Annotated in this window: 21 protein-coding genes; 6 read left to right on the top strand and 15 right to left on the bottom strand. The window is 75.8% G+C overall.

What is annotated here, in order from left to right:
* Positions 1 to 293 precede the first annotated feature (293 nt).
* The 4 genes from CNO22_RS17365 to CNO22_RS17350 form a co-directional block, all read right to left on the bottom strand.
* Positions 294 to 1,757, bottom strand: a complete 1,464-nt coding sequence (locus CNO22_RS17365; RefSeq protein ID WP_100500551.1) for a GntP family permease — start codon at positions 1,755 to 1,757, stop codon at positions 294 to 296.
* Between the two features lie 30 nt (positions 1,758 to 1,787).
* On the bottom strand, positions 1,788 to 3,338 hold the full coding sequence (locus CNO22_RS17360) for a gluconokinase (protein WP_100500550.1): 1,551 nt from the start codon (positions 3,336 to 3,338) through the stop codon (positions 1,788 to 1,790).
* A 46-nt stretch (positions 3,339 to 3,384) separates the two neighbouring features.
* On the bottom strand, positions 3,385 to 4,017 hold the full coding sequence (locus CNO22_RS17355) for an ATP synthase subunit B family protein (RefSeq protein WP_100500549.1): 633 nt from the start codon (positions 4,015 to 4,017) through the stop codon (positions 3,385 to 3,387).
* A gap of 362 nt (positions 4,018 to 4,379) precedes the next feature.
* Positions 4,380 to 5,711: an MFS transporter gene (locus tag CNO22_RS17350; protein WP_100500548.1), complete on the bottom strand. Its 1,332-nt coding sequence runs from the start codon at positions 5,709 to 5,711 to the stop codon at positions 4,380 to 4,382.
* 152 nt (positions 5,712 to 5,863) lie between these two features.
* Here CNO22_RS17350 and CNO22_RS17345 point away from each other — a divergent pair, with 152 nt between their 5' ends.
* From CNO22_RS17345 to CNO22_RS17325, 5 genes are all read left to right on the top strand, one after another.
* Entirely contained in the window at positions 5,864 to 6,496 is a 633-nt protein-coding gene (locus CNO22_RS17345) for a TetR/AcrR family transcriptional regulator (protein ID WP_100500547.1), read from the top strand.
* Between the two features lie 236 nt (positions 6,497 to 6,732).
* Positions 6,733 to 7,134 carry a cupin domain-containing protein gene (locus CNO22_RS17340; RefSeq protein ID WP_100500546.1) on the top strand — a complete coding sequence of 134 codons (402 nt, stop codon included), beginning with the start codon at positions 6,733 to 6,735 and terminating at the stop codon, positions 7,132 to 7,134.
* A 171-nt stretch (positions 7,135 to 7,305) separates the two neighbouring features.
* On the top strand, positions 7,306 to 7,857 hold the full coding sequence (locus CNO22_RS17335; RefSeq protein WP_100500545.1) for a glycosyltransferase: 552 nt from the start codon (positions 7,306 to 7,308) through the stop codon (positions 7,855 to 7,857).
* A gap of 128 nt (positions 7,858 to 7,985) precedes the next feature.
* Entirely contained in the window at positions 7,986 to 9,389 is a 1,404-nt protein-coding gene (locus CNO22_RS17330; RefSeq protein WP_100500544.1) for a sensor histidine kinase, read from the top strand.
* Positions 9,386 to 10,027: a response regulator gene (locus CNO22_RS17325; RefSeq protein WP_100500543.1), complete on the top strand. Its 642-nt coding sequence runs from the start codon at positions 9,386 to 9,388 to the stop codon at positions 10,025 to 10,027. Before CNO22_RS17330 ends, CNO22_RS17325 begins: the two co-directional genes overlap by 4 nt.
* 557 nt (positions 10,028 to 10,584) lie before the next feature.
* Here the strand turns inward: CNO22_RS17325 and CNO22_RS28435 are convergent.
* The gene (locus tag CNO22_RS28435; RefSeq protein WP_198588401.1) at positions 10,585 to 11,298 is read right to left on the bottom strand and encodes a GAF domain-containing protein; all 714 of its coding nucleotides are present in this window, start codon (positions 11,296 to 11,298) and stop codon (positions 10,585 to 10,587) included.
* A 131-nt stretch (positions 11,299 to 11,429) separates the two neighbouring features.
* Here CNO22_RS28435 and CNO22_RS17315 point away from each other — a divergent pair, with 131 nt between their 5' ends.
* Positions 11,430 to 13,253, top strand: a complete 1,824-nt coding sequence (locus tag CNO22_RS17315) for an NAD(P)/FAD-dependent oxidoreductase (RefSeq protein WP_100500542.1) — start codon at positions 11,430 to 11,432, stop codon at positions 13,251 to 13,253.
* 18 nt (positions 13,254 to 13,271) lie between these two features.
* On the opposite strand, the gene CNO22_RS17310 is transcribed toward CNO22_RS17315, so the two are convergent.
* The 10 genes from CNO22_RS17310 to CNO22_RS17265 form a co-directional block, all read right to left on the bottom strand.
* Entirely contained in the window at positions 13,272 to 14,000 is a 729-nt protein-coding gene (locus tag CNO22_RS17310; RefSeq protein WP_232807122.1) for a GDSL-type esterase/lipase family protein, read from the bottom strand.
* Between the two features lie 153 nt (positions 14,001 to 14,153).
* On the bottom strand, positions 14,154 to 14,924 hold the full coding sequence (gene fabG, locus CNO22_RS17305; RefSeq protein ID WP_100500541.1) for a 3-oxoacyl-ACP reductase FabG: 771 nt from the start codon (positions 14,922 to 14,924) through the stop codon (positions 14,154 to 14,156).
* Positions 14,925 to 15,053: 129 nt separating this feature from the next.
* Positions 15,054 to 15,473, bottom strand: coding sequence for a DUF350 domain-containing protein (locus CNO22_RS17300; protein ID WP_100500540.1), 420 nt, complete (start codon positions 15,471 to 15,473; stop codon positions 15,054 to 15,056).
* 174 nt (positions 15,474 to 15,647) lie between these two features.
* Positions 15,648 to 16,088 carry an ATP-binding protein gene (locus CNO22_RS17295; RefSeq protein WP_232807121.1) on the bottom strand — a complete coding sequence of 147 codons (441 nt, stop codon included), beginning with the start codon at positions 16,086 to 16,088 and terminating at the stop codon, positions 15,648 to 15,650.
* A 41-nt stretch (positions 16,089 to 16,129) separates the two neighbouring features.
* The gene (locus tag CNO22_RS17290; RefSeq protein WP_100500539.1) at positions 16,130 to 16,393 is read right to left on the bottom strand and encodes a hypothetical protein; all 264 of its coding nucleotides are present in this window, start codon (positions 16,391 to 16,393) and stop codon (positions 16,130 to 16,132) included.
* Positions 16,394 to 16,481: 88 nt separating this feature from the next.
* Complete coding sequence (locus tag CNO22_RS17285) at positions 16,482 to 17,801, bottom strand: AI-2E family transporter (RefSeq protein ID WP_100500538.1); 1,320 nt, start codon at positions 17,799 to 17,801, stop codon at positions 16,482 to 16,484.
* 144 nt (positions 17,802 to 17,945) lie between these two features.
* Positions 17,946 to 18,359, bottom strand: a complete 414-nt coding sequence (locus tag CNO22_RS17280) for an ankyrin repeat domain-containing protein (RefSeq protein WP_232807120.1) — start codon at positions 18,357 to 18,359, stop codon at positions 17,946 to 17,948.
* Between the two features lie 47 nt (positions 18,360 to 18,406).
* Entirely contained in the window at positions 18,407 to 19,153 is a 747-nt protein-coding gene (locus tag CNO22_RS17275) for a dienelactone hydrolase family protein (protein ID WP_100500537.1), read from the bottom strand.
* A gap of 49 nt (positions 19,154 to 19,202) precedes the next feature.
* On the bottom strand, positions 19,203 to 19,748 hold the full coding sequence (locus CNO22_RS17270) for a hypothetical protein (RefSeq protein WP_100500536.1): 546 nt from the start codon (positions 19,746 to 19,748) through the stop codon (positions 19,203 to 19,205).
* A 75-nt stretch (positions 19,749 to 19,823) separates the two neighbouring features.
* Complete coding sequence (locus CNO22_RS17265) at positions 19,824 to 20,108, bottom strand: hypothetical protein (RefSeq protein WP_232807119.1); 285 nt, start codon at positions 20,106 to 20,108, stop codon at positions 19,824 to 19,826.
* Positions 20,109 to 20,213 lie beyond the last annotated feature (105 nt).

The following is a 20,213-nucleotide window of genomic DNA, read 5'->3' as shown; positions in this document are numbered from 1 at the left end:
TCGGCGTGGTAGGAGACGACGTAGTAGCAGCAGAACCCGCGCGAGGTAGGATAGGTTGCGGGTGACGGTGTAGTTTGAGGACGAGCAGGTGGCTAAGCGCAGCAAACCGGGAGGAGTCGTCGGCAGCGTCAGATGTGTAGAAGCGACAGGGGCGGACCCGGACCCGGACCCGGTGCTGCGGTGCTGCGGTGCTCTGCCCCTGCCCACAGTGCGGGGCAGGGGCAGAGCACCGCAGCACCGCAGCACCGGGTCCGGGTCCGGGTCCGCCCCGAGGGGACGAACTGGCGTGCCGGTCAGAGGAAGAGGCTGAGCACCAGCGCGATGAGGAAGCCGAGGGTGCCCAGCAGGGTCTCCATCACCGTCCAGGTCTTCAGCGTCGTCTTCTCGTCCATCCGGAAGAACCGGCTGACCAGCCAGAAGCCGGAGTCGTTGACGTGGCTGAGCACCGTGGCCCCGCCGGCGATCGCGATGACGATCAGCGCCAGGTCGACCGACGAGAGCCCCTCGGTGGCCTCGACGACCGGCGCCATCAGCCCGGCCGCGGTGGTCAGCGCGACCGTCGCCGACCCCTGCGCCACCCGCAGCAGCACCGAGACGACGAACGCCGCCACGATGACCGGCAGCCCGATGTCGCCGAGGACGTCGGCCAGCGCCGTCCCGATGCCGCTGGCCCGCAGCACACCGCCGAACATGCCGCCGGCGCCGGTGATCAGGATGATCGCGCAGACCGGCCCGAGGGCGCTGTTGACGATCGACTCGACCTGCGCGCCGCTCTCCCCGCGCGGCACGCCGAGCACCACCATCGCGACCAGCACGGTGATCAGCAGGGCGACCGGCGTGGCGCCCACCAGCTGGCCGGTGCGCACGACCACCGAGCTCTCGTCGAGCGCGCCGGCGGTCGCCAGCGTGGAGAGCCCGGTGTTGAGGAAGATCAGCACCAGCGGCAGCAGCAGGAGACCGACGACGGCGCCGAAGCGCGGCGGCGCCGGCCGGGTCGCGGTCTCGGTGCGCCGGCCGCCGGCCGACGCGATGCCCGGCGAGGTGCCCTCGACCGACGGGTCGGGCTCGTCATCGGCCGTCCGCGGGGCGTCGTCGTCCAGGAGGTGCGGCACCGGGACGTCGTAGCGGCGCCCGGCCCACAGGCCGAACAGGTACCCACCGAGGTACCAGGTGGGCAGGCCGATGAGCAGCCCGAAGACCAGCACCAGGCCGATGTCGGCGCCGATCAGCTCGGCGGCGGCGACCGGCCCGGGGTGCGGCGGCACGAAGGCGTGCATCACCGCGAAGGCACCGGCGACCGGCAACCCGTAGGTCAGCAGCGAGCCGCCCAGCCGACGGGCGACCGTGAAGACGATCGGCAGGAAGACGACCAGCCCGGCGTCGAAGAAGATCGGGAAGCCGAACAGCAGCGCGGCCACCCCCAGCGCCAGCGGCGCCCGCTGCTCGCCGAAGCGGCCGATCAGGCTGTCGGCCAGCACCTGCGCGCCCCCGCTGTGCTCCAGCAGTCGGCCGAGCATCGCGCCCAGCCCCACCAGCAGCGCGACACCGGCGAGAGTCGAGCCGAAGCCGCTGGTCAGCGTGGTGACGACGTCCTCGAGCGGGATCCGGGTGGCCAGCGCGGTGAGCAGGCTGACCAGGACCAGCGCGAGGAAGGCGTGCAGCTTCAGCTTCATGATCAGGAACAGCAGGACGGCGACCGCGGCGGCCGCGATGAGCAGCAGCGGGCCGGCACCCAGCGCCGGCTCGACCTCGGGCACGGCTTCCTCCTCGGGGGATCGGACGGCGGGTCAGACGGGGTCGGACGGGGTGTCGTCGAGGGCGTCCAGCGCGGTGAGGACGTCGGTCAGCGCGTCGGTCGAGCGCTCCACCAGCGGCCGCAGCTCCCGGTAGACGGCGGCGTCGTCCGGGTCCGGCTCGACCGGGTCGTGCACGGTCACCAGCGCGGTCGCGGCGTCCAGGTCCGGCAGCGCGCCGAGGGCGTGCAGCCCCAGCAGGCAGGCGCCCAGGCCGGTGCCCTCCGGCGAGTCGGCGACCCGCACCGGCAGGTCGAGGGCGGCGGCGAGCGTGCGCACCCACAGCGCCGAGGCGACCGCTCCCCCGGTGGCGCGCACCTCGCGCACCGGGACGTCGGTGGCGGAGAAGGCGTCGCGCACCAGCGCCAGCTGCTGGCAGACCCCCTCCACCGCCGCGCGGACCAGGTGCGGCCGGCGGTGCTCGCGGCGCAGCCCGAGGTAGGCCCCCCGCAACCCGGAGCGCCACCACGGCGCCCGCTCGCCCAGCAGGTACGGCAGGCACAGCAGCCCGGCACTCCCCGCGGGGACCCCCGCCGCCTCCTCGAGCAGCCGGGCGTCGAGCTCGTCGGCGGCCTCGCCCTCCGGCACGGGGTCGCCGGGGTCCAGAGCGAGCGCCTGCGAGGCCCAGCGCACCACCGAGCCCCCGTTGTTCACCGCTCCCCCGACCACCCAGTGCTCGTCGGTGAGGGCGTAGCAGAACAGCCGGCGACCCGGGTCCACCCGCGGCGTGGGGACGACGACCCGCATCGCGCCGCTGGTGCCCAGCGACACCGCGGCGACCTCCGGGCGCACCGCGCCCACGCCGAGGTTGGCCAGCACCCCGTCCGAGGCCCCGACGACGACCGGGGTGTCCGCCGGCAGCCCGGTCGCGGCGGCCACGTCGGGGCGCAGGCCCGGCAGCACCGCGGTCGTGGGCAGCACCTCGCCGAGCTGGTCGGCCCGCACGCCGGCGATGCCCAGCGCCTCGTCGTCCCACCGGCCGGCGCGGACGTCGTAGAGGCCGGTGGCCGAGGCGCACGAGCGGTCGAGCACCTGCGGGCCGCCGCACAGCGCCGCCACGACGAGCTCCTTGACCCCGCCCCAGCGCGGGGTCGCGCCCACCCGGTCGGCGTCCTGCGCGCGCTCCCAGGACAGCTTCACCAGCGGGGACATCGCGTGCACCGGGGTGCCGGTCCGGGCGTGCAGCGCGGGGGCGCGCCCGTCGGCGTGCAGCGACTGCGCCCACTCGGCGGCCCGGGCGTCGGCCCAGGTGACCACCGGCCCCAGCGGCGCGCCGTCGCCGTCCATCGGCACCAGGCCGTGCATGGCGGCCGACAGCGCGACCCCGACGACCCGGTCGTCGCGCTCGCGGGCGCGTCCGGCGATCGCGGTGAGCGCCTCGATCGCGGCCTGCTGCAGCCGGCCGGCGTCGAGCTCGGCGCGGCCGGGAGCGGCCACCAGCAGCGGGTACCCCACGCTCACCAGGTCGCGGACGCGGGCGTCGACGCCCGCGGTCACCGCCTTCGTCGCCGTCGTCCCCGAGTCGAGCCCGACGACGACGTCCACGCGCACCTCCCGCTGGGATCTTGCGGTCGGGCCCGACGCTATCGGCTCAGCCGGCCAGGGGCGCGGTGTCGGGCGCCTCCCCGGCCAGGGCCTGCAGCACCTCGTCCAGCTGCGCGGTCAGCCGGTGGACCTCGGCGTGCGCCCGCGCCAGCTCTTCCTCCGCCGCCGCCCGGGCCTCCTCGGCCTCCGCCCGCATGCGCTCGCAGTCGGCGACGGCGCCGTCCCGGACCTCGCGGGCCCGCCGCAGCAGCGCGTCGGCCTCGGCCCGCGCCACCCCCCGCAGCCGGTCGGCGTCCGCGACGCCGGCCTCGGTCAGCCGGGCGGCCTCGTCGGCAGCCAGGCGCAGGATCTCCCCGACCCGCTCGGAGGTGCGCACCTGCTCGCGCCCGGCCGGGGAGCACGCCAGCAGCCGCCGGGAGATCTCCAGCTCCGCCGAGCAGGCGCCGTAGCGCGTCAGCAGGTCGTCGTTGGCATGCCGGACAGCGAGCAGCTCGGTCTCGGCCCAGGCGACGTAGTTGTCGACCTGCAGTCGGTCGTAGCCGCGCAGCGCCGCGCGGAACAGCGGCCGGGGCTCGAGCAGGGCGTCGAGCTCCCCCGACGGTGCGCGGTCCGCGCGGGAGGACGGCGGCCGGCCCGCTCCCGACCCACCGCCGGCCGGGACATCGTTGCGTCGGAACACCGCGCCTCCCTGCGTTCCCGTTCCTGCCCGAGGGCCGGGACGGTGCCAGACCACAGGGACCGGGTGGGCGGCCGCGCTCCCGGCGCGGCGGGCGCGACAGTGGTGTCCGCCGCCTGCGTGCCCGGCCGGCCACGGCGCGTGGTCGGAGGACGGGCGGCCCCGCGCACCGCCCCGAGCCTGCGCGTGGTCGGAGGACGGGCGGCCCCCCTGCAGGGTCCCGCCGCGAGCGTGCGAGTGGCGGGGGGCAGGGGCGGCCCCGTCCAGGGCACCGCCCCGAGCCTGCGCGTGGTCGGAGGACGGGCGGCCCCCCTGCAGGGTCCCGCCGCGAGCGTGCGAGTGGCGGGGGGCAGGGGGGTCCTTTCTCAGTGGTAGGCCGAGCGTCCGCGCAGCCGGGCGCCGACGGCGACGACCAGCGGCGCCAGGACGACGCCGTCGCCGGCCAGCCGGGCGCGCAGCTGCCGCCGGTGCCGGACCACGCCCAGGAGGCCGATCGCCCAGAAGAGGTACTGGACGGCGAACGCGGTGCGGAAGGCGTCCAGCGAGTAGTCGGTCGAGCCGCCGGGGGTGAGCAGGTCGAGCACCGCGCCCACGGCCAGGACGGTGAGCAGCGAGGCGACGAAGCCGCCGACGTTGACCACGCCGCTGGCGCTGCCCTGCCGCTCGGCGGGGTTCCAGGTGCGCGCGTAGTCGAAGCCGATCATCGAGCCGGGGCCGTTCGTGCCGAGGACGACGACCAGCAGGACCAGCACCGGCAGCGGCGCCCGGCCCGGCCACAGCAGCACGACGGTCCAAGCCGCCGCGGTCAGCGCGAGGATGGTGAAGACCAGGTCCGAGCGGCGCAGCGGCCAGCGCGCGCAGAGCCGGCCGAGCAGCGGGCCCACGCCCATGCCGACGAGGACCAGGAGGGTGAGCAGTCCGGCGGCGGTCGCCGGGCTCAGGCCCTGGCCGAGCACCAGGAACGGGTAGCCCCACAGCAGCGCGAACACGGTGCCGGAGAACTGGGTGACCAGGTGGGTGTAGAGGCCGATCCGGGTGCCCGGCTCCCGCCAGGTCAGCGCCAGGCTGCGCCGGACCTCGGCCATCCCCGCCGCGCGGGGCAGCTCCGTGCCCGCGGGCGCGTCGGCCAGCGCGACCAGGACCAGGACGGCGACGAGCAGCCCCGTGCCGGCCGCGCCGAGGAAGGTCGCCGTCCAGGAGGTGCTGTGCAGCAGCGCCACCAGCGGGTAGGCGGCGGCGACGGACCCGAGCTGGCCGAGGATGCCGGTGAGCTGGGTGATCAGCGGGACCGCCGTCCCGGGGAACCAGAAGCCGACGACGCGCAGCACGCTGATGAAGGTCATGGCGTCGCCGGCGCCGACCAGGACGCGGGCCGCGACGGCGGTGGGCACGTCGGTGGCGAGGGCGAGGACCAGCTGTCCGGCGGCCATCGTGACCGCGCCGGCCAGGATCATACGCTTGGACCCGAACCGGTCCAGGGCCACCCCGACCGGGACCTGCATGCCCGCGTAGACCGCCAGCTGGAGCACCAGGAACAGCGAGACCGCGGAGGCGCCGGCGTCGAAGCGCTGCTGCGCCTCCACCCCGGCGACGCCGAGGGAGGCGCGGTGGAAGACGGCGACGGCGTAGGCGACCAGCGCCACCAGCCACACCCCGTAGGCACGGGCGGTCGGGCGGGCGGCGGTCGCGGTCGTCACCCCAGGAACGACGTCACGAGCGCCGCCGTCCCTTCCCGGTCCGCCGGTGAGATCGGTCACCGCCCCGGTGTGCCCCGTCCGGACACGCCGCAGACCCGGTGCCGAGCGGCGGCGGGGGACCCGGATCGGCCCGCGCCGATACAGTCTCGGGGGTGGGTGGCCTCGTCGAGCTCGAGAACGACCCGACCGTCGACGACGCCCAGCGCCGTGGCCGGATCCTCGGCGCGCTGGCCACCTGCATGGCCGAGAAGGGCTACCGCGCCACGACCGTCGCCGACATCGCGCGGGTGGCCCGGGTGTCGAAGACCGTGCTCTACGCGCACTTCCAGGACAAGGAGGACTGCCTCCTCGAGCTGGTCTCCCGGGCGACGGACAAGGTCCTCGACGGGTTGCGCCGCACCCAGCAGGAGAGTGCCGCGGCCGGACTGCCGTGGCGCGACCGGGTGCGCGCGACCGTCTCGGCGCTGCTCTCCGCCCTCGCCTCCGGCCCGGAGGTCGCCTGGGCGGTGCTGGTGGAGGTGCAGGCCGCCGGCCGCAGCGGGCTGGCGCTGCGCCGGCACGTCCTCGACCGCTACGTGGCCCTGCTGTGCGAGACCGCCGACGACCTGGTCGCCCGCTTCCCCGACGAGGTCCGCCCGGTCGACGAGGAGCTGGTGCTCGCCGCGGTCGGCGGCATCCACGAGCTCATGCTCGCCCGCGTCGAGCGCGGCCAGGCCGCCCGGATCACCGAGGACACCGACGTCGCCGCGGCCGTCCTGGTCGGCCTGCTCGAGCGCCGCGGCTGAGAGAGGACCACCCTTCCCCCCACGCCTCGTGAGAGGACCCCGTCCTCCCCACCCCTCGCAGGCTCGGGGCGGGACCCGGGACGGGGCCGGCGGGCCCCTGAAGGGTGGCCGACGGGACCCGGGACGGGGCCGCAGGAATGACCGGCGCGGACCGCGGGCAGGAGGGGCGTCGTCCGCCGCGTCCGACCGGACCGCGGCCGCACCGACCCGTGCCCGACCGAGGAGAGGAGCCCCCGATGGCGTCCGTCATCCACTACACCATCGCGACCGAGGCGGAGAAGTACGACGACTTCCGCCGCGTGCTGTGGACCGGCAAGAACACCCAGCTGGTGATCATGACCATCCCGGCGGGCGGTGAGATCGGCGAGGAGGTGCACGAGGACATCGACCAGATCCTCACCTTCGTCAGCGGCACCGGGGAGGCGCGGATCTCCGGGTCCACGAAGCAGGTGGCGCAGGGCGACCTGGTCGTCGTCCCCGCCGGCACGAAGCACAACTTCGTCAACACCGGCCCGAACCCGCTGGTCCTCTACACGGTCTACGGCCCGCCGGAGCACGCCGACGGCGCGGTGCACCGGACCAAGGAGGAGGCCGACGCGGCCGAGGAGGCCGGCAAGGACGAGCCGCCGACCGAGTGAGCACGACGGGGTGGGGGACGCCGCACCCCCCACCCCGTCCGACCCCGGCGGCCGAGCGGTCCGCCGCCGCCCCGGGGGTCCGCGGACGGGGGTCGTACGACCCCCGTCCAGGTGCGGCCCCGACCGGCGGGCTGGTGCAGCGACCCCGGGCCCGACCGGGAGGGGTGTGCCATGACGAGTCCCGTCGCACCGCGCCGCCTGCTGTGCGTGGCGCCGCTCGTGCCCGCCGGCGGGGTCGACACCCTGCTGACGGCCTTCGGCATGCTCGCCGACGACCAACCCGAGCTGGCCGTGCAGGTCGTCGGCACCGGACCGCTGGCGCGGGTCCTGCACGACCAGGCGGCCTACCTCGGCCTCGCCGAGCGGGTGGATTTCCGCGGCCGGCTGGCCGCCCCCGCCGTGCGGAGCGCCGTGCACGGCTGCGCGGTTCTGGTGCTGCCGCACCGCGACGACACCGGCGTGCTGCCGGCCACGGGGATCGCCCTCCGCGAGGCCCTGGCGACCGCCCGCCCCGTGGTGGCGACCCCGCTGGCGGCGCACCCCGACCTGCACGACCGCGGGACGGTGGTCCCGCCCGGCGCCCCGACGCTGCTGGCCCAGACGCTGCAGTCGGTGCTGTCCCGTACGCGGGCGGGGGTGGACGGCGCCGGTCCGGCGGACGCCGCGCGGACGGACGGCGACGAGCACCCGCTGCGGCGGGCCTGGCTGCGGGTCCTCCGGTGAGGCCCGCGACGCGGTCCGCCATCCGCCCGTCCGGGGCACCCCACCCGCCGGTCCCTTGCGCGCCGCCGCCCCGGGATGGCACAACACCCCCGCAGGCCCGTTGCGCGCCTGCACCGAGCGGGGGTGCGATGGCGACGGAGCCCACGACGGTCGCCGCGCCCGCGGTGGACCCGGGCTGGGTCGTGCTCGGGGACGGCGCGGCCGCCGCCCCGGCCCGGCCGGCGTCCCCCTCGGTGGGCCGGGCCGTCCTCCGCTTCGTGCTGGCCAACCTGGTGGCCGTCGTCCTGCTCTTGGCCGGCGGCCTCTGGGCCGGCGCGGAGGCGGCCGAGGACGAGGCCCTCGCCGACGCCCGGCGCACGACGGAACTGCTGGCCGTCGTCCTCGTGCAGCCCCTCGTCGACGAGCGGCTGCTGGCCGGCGACCCCGCCACGGTCGCCGCCGTCGACGCCGCACTGCGGGAGCGGCTGGCGGAGACGACCGTCCTCCGGGTCAAGATCTGGACCGCCGAGGGTCGGGTCGTCTACTCCGACGAGGCGCGCCTGATCGGGCTCGGCTACCCCCTCGACGACGCGGGCCGGCACACCCTGCGCGACGGCGTCACCCGCGCCGCGGTCAGCGACCTGACCCGTCCGGAGAACCGGTTCGAGCGCTCGGCGGGCCGGCTGCTGGAGGTCTACGGGCTGATCGAGGGCCCCGGGGGCGAGCCGCTGCTGCTGGAGACCTACTCGGCGTACGAGGAGGCCACCGAGCGGCGCTTCGAGATCTGGGTGCAGTTCGCGCCGATCTCGATGGTCGTGCTGCTCACCCTGGTGGCCGTCCAGCTGCCGCTGGCCCGGCGCATGCTGACCCAGTTGCGGGCCACCCAGCAGGAGCGCGAGCTGCTCCAGGCGCGGGCGCTGGACGTCTCGACCGAGGAACGCCGGCTCATCGCCGGGAGCCTGCACGACGGCGTCGTGCAGGACGTCTCGGCCTCGGCGCTGCTCGTCGCCCGTGCCGCCGACGACCTGCGGGCCGGGTCCGAGCGGGGCGAACACCGGCAGGTCGCCGAGGTGCTGGGCCAGGCCGCCGGGGCGCTGCGGGAGGCGGTGCGCTCGCTGCGCTCCCTCCTGGTCGAGATCCACCCGCCGACCCTCGAGCGGGCCGGGCTGCCCGGGGCCCTGGCCGACCTCACCGCGCGGCTGCGGCCGCGAGGCATCGACGTCCGGCTGTCCGTCGCCGAGGACCTCGAGGTGGAGCCCGCGACCGCCACGCTGCTGCTGGGCACGGTGCAGGAGGCGCTGCGCAACGTGGTGAAGCACGCCCGCTCCCGCAGCGTGACCGTCACCGTGGAGCAGCGCCCCGGCCGGCTGGTCCTCCAGGTCGCCGACGACGGCGTGGGCTTCGACGTCGCACCGGCGACCGGCCGCTCGCGCGAGGGCCACCTCGGACTGCGCCTGCTGGCCGACCGGGCCACGGCCGCGGGGGCCACCCTCACCGTGCGCACCGCCCCCGGTGCCGGGTCGACGCTGCGTCTGGAGGTCCCCCGCCCGTGATCGACGTCCTGGTCGTCGACGATCACGCGCTCATGCGCACCGGCCTGTCCGGCCTGATCGCCGCGGCCGGCGACGTGCGCGTGGTCGGGACGGCGGCCGACGGGGCCGAGGCGCTCGAGGAGGTGGCCCGGCTGGCGCCGCACGTGGTGCTGATGGACCTGTCCATGCCGGTGCTGGACGGCGTCGGGGCCACCCGCCGCATCGTCGAGGAACACCCGGACGTCGAGGTGCTGGTGCTCACCTCCTACTCCGACCAGCAGCGGGTGATCGAGGCCCTGGACGCCGGCGCCGGCGGCTACGTGCTCAAGGACACCGAGCCGGCCGACCTGCTCGCCGCCATCCGCTCCACCGCCCGCGGCCACTCCCCGCTCGACCCCCGGGTGGCACGCACCGTGCTGCACGCCCGGCGCAGCCCCGCCCGCGCCGCCGGGCTCACCGACCGGGAGCAGGAGGTGCTCGGCCTGGTCGGCCGCGGGCTGGCCAACAAGCAGATCGCCCGCCGCCTCGGCATCCGGGAGAGCACCGTCAAGGCGCACCTGACCAGCGTCTTCCAGCGGATCGGCGTCCGGGACCGCACCTCGGCGGCGCTGTGGGCCCGCACCCACCTGCCCGAGGAGCCCGACGCGCCGGCCTCCTGACCGTCAGCCGCGCCGCAGCCGCTCCACCACCGGTGCGGTGGACGCCGGCAGCAGCCGGGCGGCCGGCGTGGGCAGCCGCACCTCGACGGCGACGTCCTCGTCGACCCGGTAGGGCTGGGTCAGCAGCACCGAACCCAGGGTGCGGCGCAGCCGGGAGACCTCCGCGCGCACGGTCACCGTCCGGGTCGGGTCGCCGAAGAGGTCCGCGGCGAGCGCGGCGGCCGACCGCCCGGCCGGGTGCCGGGCGAGGGCGAGCAGGATCTCGGCGTGCCGCAGGCTCAGCCCGGCCGTCCAGCTGCCGCTGGCCCCGGTCACCTGCACCAGGGGGCGGGGGCCGGCGAGGTCGAGCGCCAGCCCCGCCGGCCGGTCGTCGTCCCCCGGGCCGGACGGCCGCAGCAGCCAGCCGCCGGGCAGCGGCTCGACGGCGCACCGGCCCAGCGCCGGCACCCACACCGCACCGGCGTGCACCTCCTCCGGCAGCGCCACCCGGTCGGGCGCGGCCAGGCCGGTGGCGGCGGCGGTGCACCCGTCGACCCCGACCACCAGCCCGGGGCCGGTCAGCCGGGCCAGGATCGGCGCGGCCAGCGTCCGCAGCCGCTCGACGTGCCGGCTGTGGGCCTGCCGGAGTTCCTGCCCGGCCAGCGCGGCGACGGCGTCGACGAGGGCGATCGTGCTCGGATGCACCGTCGACGCCGGCCCGGAGAGGTCGACCACCCGAGCACCCGGCCGGTGACCGGGTCGCGCAGCGGGGCGGCGGCGCAGGTCCAGGGCTGGTGCCCCTCGGCGTAGTGCTCGGCGGCGTGCACCTGCAGCGGGGCCCGGACCACCACGCTGGTGCCGATGGCGTTGGTGCCGACGACGTCCTCGTCCCAGCAGGAGCCCTCGACGAAGCCCAGCCGGTCGGCCCGCCGGCGCACCTCGGCGCCGCCCTCCCGCCACAGCACCCGGCACCCGGCGTCCACGACGACCAGCACCTGCCCGGCGTCGCGGGCCACCGGCAGGAGGCGCTCACGTAGCAGGGGCAGCAGGGGGGCCAGTCCGCTCTCCGCGCGGCGGCGCTCGAGCTCGGCGCCGTCCAGCGGGACGACGTCCGGCGTGCGGGAGGGGTCCAGCCCGCTGCCGCGCAGCCGGCGCCACGACGCGCCGATGACCGGCCGCGGCGCGGCGGGCGGGGTGCCCCCGGTCAGGGCCGCGGCGCGCACGCGCGCGAGCAGCCGCGTGTGCGCCCGCGGGTCGGCTCCGGGCGGCAGGGCGCTCTGGACAGCGGTCATGGGCAGCTCCTCACCTGTGACCTGCGCCACGACCTTATGCCGTGCAACCCCCTGCAACGCCTCCCCGGCGTGCCGCCGATCGGGTCTGCTGGACGGCGACCCCGCCCGCGACGACGCAGGAGGCGCCCCGCATGACACAGACCGTCGAACGACCCGAGACCACCGGCTCCCCCACCGACCGCACCGACGCCTGGCTGACCGCGTTCGAGGACGCGCTCACCGCGCGCGACGTCGACCGCGCGGCAGGCATGTTCGCGCCGACCAGCTTCTGGCGCGACCTCATCGCCTTCACCTGGAACATCACCACGGTGGAGGGCCCCGACGGCGTGCGCGACCTGCTCACCGCCACCCTCGAGCAGACCGACCCGCGCGGCTTCCGCACCTCCGAGGAGCCGACCGAGGCCGACGGGGTCGTCACCGCCTGGATCGAGTTCGAGACCGCCGTGGGCCGCGGCCGCGGGCTGCTCCGGCTGCAGGAGGAGGGCACTCGGGCGTTCACACTCCTCACCACCCTGTACGAGCTCACCGGTCACGAGGAGCCGTTGCGCGAGCACCGCCCGATGGGCGCCGAGCACGGCGTGAACAAGCACCGCCTCACCTGGCGGGAGCGCCGCGAGCAGGAGGAGGCCGACCTCGGTACGACCGTGCAGCCGGACGTGCTGATCATCGGCGGCGGCCAGGGCGGCATCGCGCTCGGCGCCCGGCTGCGGCAGCTTGGCGTCCCCGCCCTCGTCATCGACAAGCACCCGCGTCCCGGCGACCAGTGGCGCAGCCGCTATAAGTCGCTGTGCCTGCACGACCCCGTCTGGTACGACCACCTGCCGTACCTCAAGTTCCCGGACAACTGGCCGGTGTTCGCCCCGAAGGACAAGATCGGCGACTGGCTCGAGTCCTACGTCAAGGTCATGGAGATCCCCTACTGGGGCAGCACCGTGGCCCGGTCCGGGACCTTCGACGACGCGACGAAGGAGTGGACCGTCGAGATCGAGCGCGACGGCCGGCCGCTGACCCTGCGGCCGAAGCAGCTGGTGCTGGCCACCGGCATGTCGGGCAAGCCCAACGTCCCGCGGCTACCCGGCCAGGACGTCTTCCGCGGCGAGCAGCAGCACTCCTCGGCACACCCGGGCCCCGACGAGTACGCGGGCAAGAAGGTTGTCGTCGTCGGGAGCAACAACTCGGCGTTCGACATCTGCGGGGCGCTGTGGGAGGTCGGCGCCGACGTGACGATGGTCCAGCGCACCTCGACGCACATCGTCAAGAGCGACACCCTCATGGACATCGGCCTCGGCCCGCTCTACTCCGAGCAGGCGGTCGCCGCCGGCATGACCACCGAGAAGGCGGACATGGTCTTCGCCTCGATCCCGTACCGGATCCTGCACGAGTTCCAGATCCCGCTGTACCAGCAGATGAAGGAGCGCGACGCCGACTTCTACCGCCGGATGGAGGACGCCGGCTTCTGGCTCGACTGGGGCGACGACCACTCCGGGCTGTTCATGAAGTACCTGCGCCGCGGCTCGGGCTACTACATCGACGTGGGCGCCGCCGACCTGGTGGCGAACGGAGAGGTGAAGCTGGCGCACGGGCAGGTCGACCACCTCACCGAGGACGCCGTCGTCCTCGCCGACGGCACCGAGCTGCCCGCCGACCTCGTCGTCTACGCCACCGGCTACGGGTCGATGAACGGCTGGGCGGCCGACCTCATCTCCCAGGAGGTCGCCGACAGGGTGGGCAAGGTGTGGGGCCTGGGCTCGGACACCACCAAGGACCCGGGGCCGTGGGAGGGCGAGCAACGCAACATGTGGAAGCCCACCCAGCAGGAGGCGCTGTGGTTCCACGGCGGCAACCTGCACCAGTCGCGGCACTACTCGCTCTACCTGGCGCTGCAGCTCAAGGCCCGGTACGAGGGCATCCCGACGCCGGTCCACGGGCTGCAGGAGGTGCACCACCTGTCCTGATCGGCCCACCCGCGACGATCACGGCGCCGTGAGCACCCGACCGGCCGGTCCGGTGGTCACGGCGCCGTGATCGTGGCCCCGTCCGGGGTCCCGCCCCGAGCCTGCGAGGGGTGGGGAGGACGGCGGCCCCCCTGCAGGGTCCCGGCGGGCGTGGGCGGCGGCGACCACGTGCGGCAGCAGCGCCTGGGCGATGTGCGCGTAGCCGGCCGACGACGGGTGGAAGCGGTCGGCGGAGAACAGCGCCGGCTCGGTGCCGAAGGCGGCGGCCACGGCATCGGCGACGGCGGCGACCATCGCGCCGTGCGCGCGTGCGACGGCGGCCTGCTCGCGCTGCAGCAGCCTCGAGGCGCCCTGCACCACGGGTCGCAGCGCCGGGGGCACCCAGGGGACGGTCGACATGTCCGGCGCCGGGACGACGACCACGTCGGTGCCGGCCGCGCGCAGCGCGGCCAGCGCGCTCGCCAGCGCCGCGGCGGCCTGCGCCGGGGGCACCAGGCGCGCGAGGTCGTTGGCGCCGACCACCACCACGGCGAGGTCGATCTCCAGTGACACCGCCCGGCGGACCTGCGCGGCCAGGTCGCGGGACACCGCCCCGGGCACGGCGAGCACGGACAGGTCGACGTCGTAGCCGGCGTCGGTCAGGGCGGCGGCCAGCCGCGGGCCGAGGGCGTCACCGGGCCCGGCGGCGCCGGAGCCGTACGCGAGGGAGTCACCGAGCAGGGCGAGTCGGAGGGGCGTGCGGGTCACGGTTCGTGCAACGCCGGCGCACGCACCGCCATGCCCGCCCGCAGACGGCGGCCAGCTCCACGCCGGCCGAGCGAACGGTGGGCGCTGAGGCGCAGTTCTCGGTCGTGGAACTGCGCCTCAGCGCACATCGTCGGCTGCACTCCGAGCCGCGGACTATGCCTTGGGGCCGCCGGCGGCGTAGACGACCTGGCCGGAGACGAAGCCTGCGCCCTCGCTGATGAAGAAGGCCGCCAGGTTGGCGATGTCCTCGGGCTGGCCGACGCGCTGCACCGGGATCTCCTTGGCGGCGTAGGCGATGAAGTCCTCGAACGCGACGCCCATCCGGTCGGCGGTCGCCTTGGTCATCTCCGTCTGGATGAAGCCGGGGGCGATGGCGTTGGCGGTGACGCCGAACTTGCCCAGCTCGATCGCGAGGGTCTTGGTGAAGCCCTGCAGGCCGGCCTTGGCCGTCGAGTAGTTGGCCTGGCCGCGGTTGCCCAGCGCCGAGGTGCTGGACAGGTTCACGATCCGGCCCCACTTGGCGTCGATCATGTGCTTCTGCACCGCGCGGGTCATCAGGAAGGCACCGCGCAGGTGCACGTTCATGACCGTGTCCCAGTCGGCCTCGGTCATCTTGAACAGCATGTTGTCGCGGATGACGCCGGCGTTGTTGACCAGCACCGTCGGGGCGCCCAGCTCGGCGGCGACACGGCTGACCGCGGCCTCCACCTGCTCGGCGTCGCTGACGTCGGCACCGAGGGCCAGCGCGCGACCGCCGGCCGCCTCGATGACCGCCACCGTCTCCTTGCTCGCAGCCTCGTCCAGGTCGAGCACGCCCACGGCGAACCCGTCCTGCGCCAGCCGCCTGGCGACGGCAGCACCGATGCCCCGCGCGGCCCCGGTGACGATCGCCACGCGGGCCCCGGTGCTGTTCGACTCGCTCATCTGTTGTCCTCTCCTGATCTCGCGCCGTCCAGGTGCGCTGGAGCACACGGTACGGATCCGGATGGCGGAGCTACCGGCGGGTAGCCCCGCGTGTCCCGCGGACGGTGGGGACGGCGGGAAGCGGCCTGCTCAGGGCCAGATGCTGGCGACGACGATGCCGGCCACGGCGAGTTGGACGGCGGCCAGCACCAGGCTGGCCGGGTGGAAGGCCACCTCGGTCACGTGGCCGCCGAGCTTGCCCGGGGTGAGCACGTCGAGCACCACGAACGCCACCGCCTGCAGCACCACGCCCAGCACGCCGAAGACGACGGTGTAGAGCAGCGCCGTGCCGAAGCCGCTGGTCGCGTTGGTCCAGATGGCGCTGAAGATGACCAGCCCCTGGGCGAGGAACCCGGCGGCGGCCACGATGCCGGCGTTGACCGACCGGTCCTCGTGGATGTGCCGGCCGAGGCGGCCGGGGGTGAGCAGGTCGAGCACCACGAAGCCGAGGGTCAGCAGCGCTATGCCGACCCCGGTGTAGGCGACGGCGTAACCGATGCTGGCCAGCACGCGGGACCTCCGGGGGACGGGGACGGGCGGACGCCGGACGTGTCTACCGCACCGGCGCCCGCCGGGCTCCGCCCCGCGGTGCCGGGTGCTCCCACGGCCGGTCCGCCGGGACGATGCCACCGGCCGGCGTCGGCTCCCCGCTCCCCGGCGCTCGCTGCGGTGTCCCCGCGGCGGTCAGCCGGGGCGGACGACGTCCACGCGGTCGAAGCCCTCGCCCGTCGACGGCGGGACGAACCGGGCCGCCGTCCCGTACAGCCCGGCCGGCGGCACCCGGGCCCGCCCCTCGCGGGCGTCGTTGCGCGCGGCGCAGACCGGCACGGAGGTGTCCAGCCACACCGCGCGGACCCCGACGCCGGCCGCCCGCGCCGCCGCGACGAGCGGCGCGCGGTCCTCCGGTGCCGGGTTGGTGTTGTCGACGACCACGCTGCGGCCCTCGGCCAGCAGCTCGGCCACCACCCGCCGCTGCCGGGCCTCGCGGCGGCGGGCGTGGGGCCAGTGGTCTTTGCTGACGACGGCGTGCGTCGCGACCATGTGCTCGCGCACCCACGTCGACTTGCCGCTGCCCTGCAGCCCGACCATGACGACCAGCTCCTGCCCCGGCCCCTTCCGGGGCACCGCCCCGAGCTCGCGAGGGGTGGGGAGGAGGGGGTCCTCTTTCACGCGGTCGGGCGCAGCGGCCTCACGTCGGCGTCGTCGTCCAGCGCCGGGCGGGGCACCGGGTGCTCGACCAGCGCCAGGACCCGGCCGGCCATGAACCGGGCGGTGCGGACCGAGGTGCCGCCCCGGGTGCTCTCGGTGACCTCGACCAGCCCGCGGCCGTGGGTCACGTCCACCCGGCGCCCGGCGCGGGTGGCCTCGATCTCGTAGGTGCGGGTGCTCCCGCCGGCGTCGATCACGACCTCGACACGGTCGCCCTTCATGTCGTCCTCCAGACGTCGTGCCGGGCGGGGTGCCCGACATGGTGACAACGTCCTCCGGGGGTCCGACATTCCGCGCTGACCTGCGGCTTCACTCCTCCGGCGGGCGCCGGTGCGGCCGCGGGACGTGCAGCGCGCGGACCGAGGCCAGCGCCGCGCGGCGGGCGTTCGCGCGCTGGCGGGCACGGCTGGTCCGGGGCGCTCGGGGTTCCTCGCGCAGCAGCGCGTCGAGCCAGTGCCCGCGGGGGTCGACGTCCACCAGCAGCGCCTTGAGCAACAGGGTGAGCGGGATGGCCAGCAGCGCGCCGAGCGCCCCGAGCACCCAGCCCCAGAACAGCAGCGCGATGAAGGTAACGGTCATCGACAGCCCCACGGAGTCGCCGACGAACCGCGGCTGGATGAGCGTCTGGACGACGAAGTTGAGCAGCGCGTAGACCGCGACCACGACCCAGAAGTCGGTCCAGCCACCGTCGAGCAGGGCCAGGATCGCCGGCGGCACCAGGCCCAGCACGAACCCGATGTTGGGCACGTAGTTCGTGACGAAGGACAGCAGCCCCCACACCACCGGCAGGGGGATGCCGATGATCGCCAGTGCGATGCCGTCGCCGACGGCCACGATGCCGCCGAAGACCGTGCTGACCCAGAGGTAGCTGCGGGTGCCGCGGGCGAACAGCCCCAGGGCGATCGGCAGGTGCGGGCGCTCGGCGGCGACGAGCGCCAGCCGCCGGCCGAACCCGCCCGACTCGATGGACAGGAACACCAGCGCCGCCAGCAGCAGGACCAGCGTGGAGGCGGCGTCGGTGGCCCGGCTGAGCACGCCGGTGGCCACGCCCACCAGCTGGCTGTAGTCGAACTGCGCGACGAGGTCCGACAGCTGACCGGAGACGATCCCGCGGTCGTTGAGGTCGCTGACCACCGAGGCGATGAGCGCCTCCGCCTCGCCGGCGTAGTCGGGCAGCAGGGCGGCGAACTGGGCGATCGAGACCACCAGCAGGCCCACGAAGGCCAGCAGGACGGTCCAGACGAGCAGGAGCAGCACCGTGGCGCTGGCCCACCGCGGCCAGCCGTGCCGCTGCAGGAAGCGCTGCACCGGCGCGAGGGCGATGACGACGACGAGGGCGAGCAGCACCGGGCCGACCAGCCAGGCGATCGACCGCACACCGGCGATCGCGATGGTCGCGGTGGCGGCGCCGATCAGCAGCACCATCCAGCGCGGCATGCCGCCGGTCGGCGGGCCGAGCGCGTCCTCGGGCAGGAGGTCGACCTCGGGACCGGCCCCCGAGGCGACCTCCGCCGCGGCCCGGGCCTGGACGCCGGCGTGCTGGGCCTCCGCGGCGGCGGCCGGCGGCACGCCGGTGACCCCGTTGGCCTGCGGGACCCCGGTCCCCGGGACACCGCGCTGCGTGGTCACCCGTCGCTCGCCTCAGCCCGCCGCGCGGTGGGCGCGCCGGAGGTGCCGGTGCCCCACGGCCCCGGGTGGATCCCGACCATGTGCCCTCCTCCACGGATCGCCGCGCTGCCCGGGCGGTCACCCTGGCACGCGCGGCCGGCCGGCTCAGGGACGCGCACCGTCCAACAGCGCGGTCATCGCCGGCAGGTCGAAGAACGCCGCCGTCTCCCGGGCGGTCGGGCCGCCCGCGTCCGGGTCGGCACCGGCCGCGAGCAGGGTGCGCACGGTCTCCTCCGACTGCTTGAACACCGCCGCGGCCAGCGCCGTCTGGCCCCGATCGTTCACCCGGCCGGGGTCGGCGCCGCGCTCGAGCAGCGCGGCCACCGTCGCCGGGTGGCCGTGGTAGGCGGCCAGGAGGAGCAGCGTGTCCCCCTTGTCGTTGGTGAGGTTCGCCGGCACCCCGGCGTCGACGTAGGCGGCCAGCTCCCCGGTGGCCCCGCCGCGCGCCAGGTCGAAGACCCGCGCCGCCAGCTCGATGACGCCCGGGTCGATGCCGCCGCTCCCCTGCTGCTCGCTCACGGCGTCGAGCGTAGGAGGTCGGCGCGGGGGCGGGGACGCCGCGGCACTCAGCTCGCCGCCACCCGGTCGGTGAGCGCCAGCACCCGGCGCCAGACGTCGTCGCAGGCCTCCGCCCAGTCGCCGTACGCGCGGTCGAAGAAGGAGTGCGGGGCCCCGTCGTAGACGGCGGTCTCCACCTCCGCACCACCGGCCCGCAGCCGCTCGGCGAGCGCGAGCTGGTCCTCGACCGGGGTGGCGGCGTCGGCGCCGGCGATCACCATGAGCGTCGGGCGCTTCGCGGGCGCGTCGCCGGTCACCTCCGGCTTGCCGTAGAAGCCGACGCCGGCGGCCAGGTCCAGGTCGCTGCCGGCCAGCCGCCAGGAGTGGCTGCCGCCGAAGCAGAACCCGACGGTGACCACCGGCAGGTCCAGGCGGGTGCGCTCGCGCAGGTAGGCGACCGCCGCGGTGACGTCGGCGTCCACGCCGGCCGCGGTGACCTGCGGGATGTGCGTCTGCCAGTCGAAGTCCTGCCCGCGGGTGCCGGCCTCGGGCAGCTCCGCCGTCCGGCCGAACCAGTCGACGGCCAGCGCCGGGATGCCGGCCTCGGCGAACCGCTCGGCCAGCGCCACGCAGTAGGGGTGCAGGCCGCGGATGTCGGGCAGCAGGACGACACCGACCCGGGCCTCCCCGGCCGGCGCGGCGTACGCGGCGGCGACCTCGGTGCCGTCGGTCGAGGTCAGGGTCAGGGTGCCGCGCTCGGCGACGTCACCGCTCCTCGGCGGGGCGGGCGGCCGGCTGTCGGTGTCGTGGCACATGGCCCCGGTTCTACCTGGGGGGAGGGCGGGCTGCCGGGTGATCGCCCGCTCAGGTGTCGGAGGCGGCGTCGGCCGGACCCGGGTGGCCGCCGAAGACGTGGGCGGCGACCTCGCGGCGGACGTCGGCCAGCCAGTGGTGCTGCTTGTCGGCCTGCGCGATGAGCCGCTCGAACAGGGCCTCGTCGATGCGGGGTTCGGCCTCGGCGGCGGCGCGCAGCGTCTCGAAGCCGGCGCGCTTGGCCAGGACCGCGGTGGCGATGAACTCGAGCTCGACGAGGTCCGACAGCGGGGAGCGGCTCAGCAGGTGCCCGTTGAGCTTGGCCCGGGAGATCTTCTCCCCGAGCCAGGCCGCGGCCTGCTTGTACTGCTGCACCGGCAGGCCGAGGGCCTGCATCTGGCCCTCCAGCGCCGACCGCTCCTCGCGGAGCTCGTCGAGCAGCTCCTCGAGCCGCGGCTCGTAGGGGGTGCCGCGCCAGCGACCGAGCATCCGGCTGACCAGCTCGATGCCGCCGGTGGCCGAGGCGAGGTGGTCGTTGGTGTAGACGCCGAGCAGGTCGATGTTGCGGATCCCGCTCGACGCGGTGGGCTCTGGCACAGCGACTCCCCGGGGACGGACGGGCGGTTCCGTTCCCATTCTCGCCGCTCGGTGATCACCGCGCGCGGCGGCCGGTCAGCTGCGCAGCAGCAGCGCGACGCCGACGCACGCCGCCGCCCACAGCACGCTGGCCAGCGTGCCGATGATGAACCGCTCGGCGGCGGCCGGGGCCTTGAGCTGGGCGTAGCGACCCAGCCCCTTGACGGCGAGGACGACGGCGAGCCCCTGGGGCCAGCCGGCGAACAGCGTGCCGGCGACGGCGGCCCGCTCCAGCGCACCGATCCAGGCCCCGCCGCGCAGCACCTCCGGATCGGCGGGGCCGGGCGGCCCCGGCAGCACCGGTGGGCCCGCGGGGGGCACGGGGACCGGCGGCCGGGGCCTTGAGCTGGGCGTAGCGACCCAGCCCCTTGACGGCGAGGACGACGGCGAGCCCCTGGGGCCAGCCGGCGAACAGCGTGCCGGCGA

The sequence above is a fragment of the Geodermatophilus chilensis genome (assembly GCF_002802985.1).
Taxonomy (GTDB): domain Bacteria; phylum Actinomycetota; class Actinomycetes; order Mycobacteriales; family Geodermatophilaceae; genus Geodermatophilus; species Geodermatophilus chilensis.
This window is presented reverse-complemented; position numbering and strand designations above follow the sequence as displayed.